Raw genomic sequence first — 6,000 nt, 5'->3', positions numbered from 1 at the left:
GGCTCGCAGCACCTTGCGTCTTCGACGGACCGATCAACGGCCAATGCTTCCGTGCTTATGTCGAGCAGCAGCTCATCACCGTGCTGAAGCCCGGCGACATCGTCGTCATGGATAATCTGGGAAGTCATAAGTCGGCAGCCATCAGGCAGATGATCAAGGCTGCCGGCGCCAGGCTTTGGTATCTGCCGCCCTACTCTCCAGACCTCAATCCGATCGAGCAGGCCTTCGCCAAGATCAAACACTGGATGCGCCAGGCTCAGAAACGAACCGTCGAGGATACGTGGCGCCACATCGGCCACCTCGTCGAAACAATCGAGGCAGCCGAATGCAAGAACTACTTCGAAAACGCCGGATACGCTTCCGTCAAAACGTGAAAGGCTCTAGGATCCATGCCGCGACGTCTGCTGAAGAGTGTGGCGGATCAAGAAGTTACGCTGGTAAGCGCGCCCTGTCATCCTCGACGTTGGAGCATGGCTGAGAGGTCACGGCATGGATCCTAGGGTTTCCGCGACGTCGCTTCGCGACTGCTCCACCCTAGGATGACGAAGTCAGGTCCTTTGCCATCTCGCGCAACCGGAATTTCTGGATCTTGCCGGTCGAGGTCTTCGGGATTTCGGCGAAGATGACCGCCTTCGGCACCTTGAACCGGGCAAGCAGCGCGCGGCAGTGATCGATGATCTCGGCTTCGGTCGCGACCTTGCCGGGCTTCAGCTCGACATAGGCAACAGGCACCTCGCCCCATTTGTCGTCGGGCCTGGCGACGACGCCGCAAGAGGCAACCGACGGGTGCTTGTAGAGCGCGTCCTCGACCTCGATAGAGGAAATGTTCTCACCACCGGAGATGATGATGTCCTTGGAGCGGTCCTTGAGCTGGATGTAGCCATCGGGGTGCATGACGCCGAGATCGCCGGAATGGAACCAGCCGCCGGCGAAGGCTTCGTCGCTCGCCTTGCGGTTTTTCAGGTAGCCCTTCATGACGATGTTGCCGCGGAACATGACCTCGCCGATGGTCTCACCATCGGCCGGTGTCGTCCGCATCGTCTCGGGGTCCATGACCGTCAGGCCTTCAAGCGCTGCATAGCGCACGCCCTGCCGCGCCTTCCTGGCGCTGCGCTCACCCTTTTCGAGATCGTCCCAGGCGCCATGCCATTCGTTGACCACCGCCGGGCCATAGGTCTCGGTCAGGCCGTAGAGATGGGTGACGGCAAAGCCGGCATCCGCCATGCCGGACAGCACGGCTTCCGGTGGCGGAGCTGCCGCGGTGTTGAAGGTGACCGTTTGCGGGAATTCGCGCTTGTCCTCGTCTCTGGCATTGATCAGCACCGACATGACGACCGGGGCGCCGCAGAGATGGGTGACGCCGCGATCGGCAATCGCATCGTAGATCGGCTTCGGCCGCACCCAGCGCAGGCAGACATGGGTGCCGGCCTGGACTGCGAGCGTCCACGGAAAGCACCAGCCATTGCAGTGGAACATCGGCAGCGTCCAGAGATAGACGGCGTGCTTGGCCATGCCGGCATGAATGGTGTTGGTGTAGGCCATCAGGGCAGCACCGCGATGGTGGTAGACGACGCCCTTCGGATTGCCTGTAGTGCCGGAGGTATAGTTCAGCGAGATTGCGTCCCACTCATCGTCGGGCATCGACCAGGCGAAGTCCGCGTCGCCCCCGGCGATGAAGTCCTCATAGTCGAGCGAACCGATGCGCTCACCCTTCGGATACGGCGCGTCGGCGGCGTATTCGGGATCGTCATAGTCGATGACCAGCGGCTTGACCTTGGCCAGTTCCAGGGCCTGTCTGACGACGCCGGAGAATTCGCGGTCGACGATCAGCACCTTGGTCTCGGCATGATCGAGCTGGAAGGCGACGACCGCGGCATCGAGGCGGGTGTTGAGCGAATGCAGCACCGCCTTGGTCATCGGCACACCGAAATGCGCCTCCAGCATCGGCGGCGTGTTTGACAGCATGACGGTGACGGTGTCGCCCTTGCCGATGCCGCGCCTGTCGAGCGCCGAGGCAAGCTTCAGCGACCGCTGCCAGAAGGTGCGATAGTCGATGCGCTGGCGGCCATGGATGATGGCGATATTGTCGGGATAGGTCTTGGCCGCGCGCTCCAGATAGGTGAGCGGCGTCAACGGCTGATGGTTGGCCGCGTTCTTGTCGAGATCCTGTTCGTAAGGACTGCCCATCCCATGCTCCCCCGCGGTTTTCTTTCAGACGTTCTAATCACAGGCTCGGGCCGCGTCACCACAAACGATGCCACGACAGAGCGCATTCGGCGCAATGATGAACCAGATTCGGCGTAAGCGGGAGCATCGCATACCTCTGCCCAGTTTGACTTTTGTCGAGAGCCGTGAATAATGTCAGCCGAGGAGACGGCATGGCGATCCGACCGGCAGAACAACTCATCCACAAGGCCGCCTGGCTCTACTATGCCCATGGCCTGCGGCAGGACCAGGTGGCGAGCCAGCTTAACATTTCCCGTGCCTCAGTCGCCATGTACCTGCGCAAGGCACGCGAGACCGGCATCGTCAACATCTCGACTTCGACCCAGCTTTTCACCGACGACGTGCTGGCGCGCAAGCTCGAGGATGTGTTGAGCCTCGACGCCGTCTGGATCGCACCGGAGAATGATCATATTGCCGACCCGTCGACGGAAATCGCCGTGCTGGCGGCGAGCGTCTTCCTCGAACTGGTCAAGAAGGGCGACCGCATCGGCGTAGCCTGGGGCCGCACCGTCTATATGATCGCCGACGTCATGTCCTATGCCGATCTGCAGGATGTCACGGTGGTGCAGCTCTGCGGCAATCTCGGCGCGCCCTATTCCTATCGGCCCGACCAATGCACCATGGAAATCGCGCGGCGGCTGAATGCCAAGGGCCTCAACTTCTACGCGCCCCTGGTGCTGTCGACGGAAGAGCTGGCGCGGGCGCTGCGTGCCGAGCCGGTGATCCGGGAACAATTGTCGGGTGTCAGCGAATGCGACCTGGCATTATACTCGGTCGGCGCGGTCGACGCCGACAGCCATCTGGTCAAATGCGGCGCGCTGACGCCCAGTGAAATGGCGGATCTGCGCAGCCAAGGCGCTGCCGGCGTGATTGCCGGGCAGATCATAGACGCCGAGGGCAAGGTGCTCGACTGCAGTTATAACAGGCGGGTGATCTCCGCCGAGCTTGCCTCGCTGCGCGCCATCGCCAGGCGGTTGGTGGTGGTGCAGGAGGACAGCAAGTTCGAACCGCTGCTCGCGGCGATCGCGGGCGGCCTTTGCACGCATCTGGTGGTCGGCGCGCACATGGCGCAGCGGCTCCTGGACCATGCGGCTGCCACCATAGAAAAGGCCTCCTAGAAATCCTCCTCTCCGCTGCCGGCGCATTGTCATCAAAGCGTCGCGGCAATCCTGTTTCACCAACAAAGACAGCAACCGGACGAAGCGAACATGAAGAATTTGTGGAATGACGAAGCAGCCGAAAAACTCGTCGCCGACTACGCGAAAAAGGGTGTCGGTCGCGACCTGGCGCTGCGCGTCTACACGACCCGGCTGCTCGGCGGCGAACCACGGCTGGTCCTGCATGGCGGCGGCAACACTTCCTGCAAGACGACGGCAACCGATCTTGTCGGCGACCAGTGGGACGTGCTGTGCGTCAAGGGCAGCGGCTGGGACATGGGCGTCATCGAGCCGCAGGGCCTGCCGGCGGTCAAGCTCAAGCCGCTGCTCAAGGCGCGCGCGCTGAACAGGCTGGCCGACGAGGACATGGTTGCCCTGCAACGCGTCAACCTCATCGATCCGTCCTCGCCCAACCCGTCGGTCGAGACGCTGCTGCATGCCTTCCTGCCGCACAAATTCGTCGACCACACGCACTCGACCGCCATCCTCGCCATCGTCGACCAGGAGGACTCCAAGCCGCTGGTGAAGACAGTTTTCGGCAGCAAAATGGGTTACGTGCCTTATATCATGCCCGGCTTCGACCTCGCCAAGGCGGCCGCAGACATCTTCGATGCCGACCCTGATGTCGAGGGCCTGATCCTCGACAAGCACGGCATCTTCACCTTCGGGGACGACGCCAAACAGGCCTACGACCGGATGATCCACTATGTGAATGTCGCCGAGGACTTCATTGCCGCAAGCGGCAAGCCGAAGGCGGCAAAGGCAGTCTTGCCGGCAAAGCTCGCGACACCGGCGTCCATTGCGCCGATGCTGCGCGGAGCGGTGGCGGTAGCGCGCGGCGAAGGCCGCTTCGACCGCATGATCTCTGACTTCCGCACTTCGTCGGCAATCGTCGATTTCATCAATTCATCCGAGATTGCCGATTATGCCGGACGCGGGGTGTCGACACCCGATCTGTCGATCCGCATCAAGACCGGCCCAATGGCGCTGCCGGCGCCCGATGCCGACAAGGCCGGCGACTACAAGGCGGTGATCAAGAGCCATGTCGACGCGTTCGCCAACGATTATCGCGCCTATTTCGAAACCAATGATGCGCTCGACGACGTCAAGCGCACCATGCTCGACCAGATGCCGCGGCTGACGCTGGTGCCGGGTCTCGGCATGTTCGGCCACGGCCGCACGCTGAAGGACGCGAAGATCGCCTCGGATGTCGGCGAGATGTGGATCGAGGCGGTGCGCGGCGCCGAGGCGGTCGGCCGTTTCCACCCGCTCTCCAAGGCCGATCTGTTCCCGCTGGAATACTGGTCGCTGGAACAGGCCAAGCTCGCCTCCAACAAGCCGAAGCCACTGACTGGCCAGGTGGTGCTGATCACCGGCGGCGCCGGCGCGATCGGCGCAGCGACAGCCAAATTGTTCGCCGACAATGGCGCCCATGCCGTCGTCGTCGATCTCGACGCCGAAAAGGCAGCCGAGACGGCGAAGAAGGCCGGCAACAATTCGATCGGTGTCGCCGCCGACATCACCGACCCGGCACAGGTGCGCGCCGCCTTCGACAGGGCGGTCGCCGTGTTCGGCGGTGTCGACATCCTGGTTTCCAATGCCGGCGCGGCCTGGGAAGGCCGCATCGGTGAGCTCGATGACGCACTCCTGCGCAAGAGTTTCGAGCTCAATTTCTTCGCCCACCAATCGGTGGCGCAGAATGCCGTGCGCATCATGCTCGAGCAGGGCACAGGCGGCGTGCTTTTGTTCAACACCTCCAAGCAGGCGGTCAATCCGGGTCCGAAGTTCGGCGCCTATGGCGTGCCGAAAGCAGCGACGCTGTTCCTGTCCCGGCAATACGCGCTCGACTATGGCGCGCATGGCATCCGCTCCAACGCCGTCAACGCCGACCGCATCCGCTCGGGGCTTCTGACCGACGCCATGATCGCCAGCCGTTCGGGCGCGCGCGGCGTGTCGGAGAAGGAATACATGTCCGGCAACCTGCTCGGCCAGGAAGTGACGGCGCAAGACGTGGCGCAGGCCTTCCTGCATCACGCGCTGGCCGATCGCACCACCGCCGATGTGACGACGGTCGATGGCGGCAACATCGCGGCGGCGTTGCGGTAGGGAATCTTGTCTTAATCACCCTGCTGCCTCGAGGCAGCGGGGTGAGCCGGAATCCTAACAAATATTGTTAGTTCTTGTTAGATGTGCTACAGGTTTGGAATGAAAACCGAACCGATGCGTACCCTTACCATTTCCCTCACCCCTCGGCAGGTCGCCCGCCTGCAAAGCGCCGTCGAAGGCGGAGGATATGCCTCCAACAGCGAGATTGTTCGTGACGCCCTTCGTCTGTGGGAGCAGCGCGAAGAATTGCGGGCCTTGGAGCTCGAACAATTGAAAAGGGCCTATGCTGAGGGCATGGCCAGCGGCAAGCCGGTGGAAGTCGAACCCGCTGAGTTCATACGCAGCCTGAAGGCAGAACGCCGCGCCCGTGGCTAATATCGGCTCGCACCACGCGCCTCGCAGGATTTGCGAGATATCTGGCACACCATAGCAGTCGACAATGAAAAAGCGGCGTGCTGCAATCGCAGGGATATGTTCGATTGCAAGGTGGTTAAGAGGGCCTGTTGCAAGA

General features: G+C 62.3%; 5 protein-coding genes. 4 read left to right on the top strand and 1 reads right to left on the bottom strand.

The genetic code is table 11. The features are described 5' to 3' along the window. On the top strand, positions 1-374 hold a 374-nt coding region (locus NKK51_RS24235; RefSeq protein WP_352554831.1), incomplete at its 5' end, for an IS630 family transposase. 160 nt (positions 375-534) lie between these two features. Here the strand turns inward: NKK51_RS24235 and NKK51_RS24230 are convergent. Continuing rightward, a complete protein-coding gene (locus NKK51_RS24230) occupies positions 535-2,187 on the bottom strand; it encodes an acyl-CoA synthetase (protein ID WP_352554830.1) in 1,653 nt (550 codons plus the stop codon). 191 nt (positions 2,188-2,378) lie between these two features. Here NKK51_RS24230 and NKK51_RS24225 point away from each other — a divergent pair, with 191 nt between their 5' ends. The 3 genes from NKK51_RS24225 to NKK51_RS24215 all read left to right on the top strand — a co-directional run bounded on the left by NKK51_RS24225 (position 2,379) and on the right by NKK51_RS24215 (position 5,864). Continuing rightward, entirely contained in the window at positions 2,379-3,344 is a 966-nt protein-coding gene (locus NKK51_RS24225) for a sugar-binding transcriptional regulator (protein WP_023808751.1), read from the top strand. Positions 3,345-3,434: 90 nt separating this feature from the next. Continuing rightward, positions 3,435-5,489 carry a bifunctional aldolase/short-chain dehydrogenase gene (locus NKK51_RS24220; protein ID WP_352554829.1) on the top strand — a complete coding sequence of 685 codons (2,055 nt, stop codon included), beginning with the start codon at positions 3,435-3,437 and terminating at the stop codon, positions 5,487-5,489. Positions 5,490-5,603: 114 nt separating this feature from the next. After that, positions 5,604-5,864 carry a type II toxin-antitoxin system ParD family antitoxin gene (locus NKK51_RS24215; protein ID WP_502902485.1) on the top strand — a complete coding sequence of 87 codons (261 nt, stop codon included), beginning with the start codon at positions 5,604-5,606 and terminating at the stop codon, positions 5,862-5,864. Positions 5,865-6,000: the final 136 nt, after the last annotated feature.

Origin of the sequence: Mesorhizobium sp. M0011 (genome assembly GCF_040324155.1) — a bacterium.
GTDB lineage: Bacteria > Pseudomonadota > Alphaproteobacteria > Rhizobiales > Rhizobiaceae > Mesorhizobium.
This window is presented reverse-complemented; position numbering and strand designations above follow the sequence as displayed.

What these genes read in the sequence shown, in the direction of transcription:
- NKK51_RS24230 (WP_352554830.1), bottom strand. Translation starts at nt 2,187, where the DNA reads ATGGGCAGTCCTTACGAACAGGATCTCGACAAGAACGCGGCCAACCAT.
- NKK51_RS24225 (WP_023808751.1), top strand. Translation starts at nt 2,379, where the DNA reads ATGGCGATCCGACCGGCAGAACAACTCATCCACAAGGCCGCCTGGCTC.
- NKK51_RS24220 (WP_352554829.1), top strand. Translation starts at nt 3,435, where the DNA reads ATGAAGAATTTGTGGAATGACGAAGCAGCCGAAAAACTCGTCGCCGAC.
- NKK51_RS24215 (WP_502902485.1), top strand. Translation starts at nt 5,604, where the DNA reads ATGCGTACCCTTACCATTTCCCTCACCCCTCGGCAGGTCGCCCGCCTG.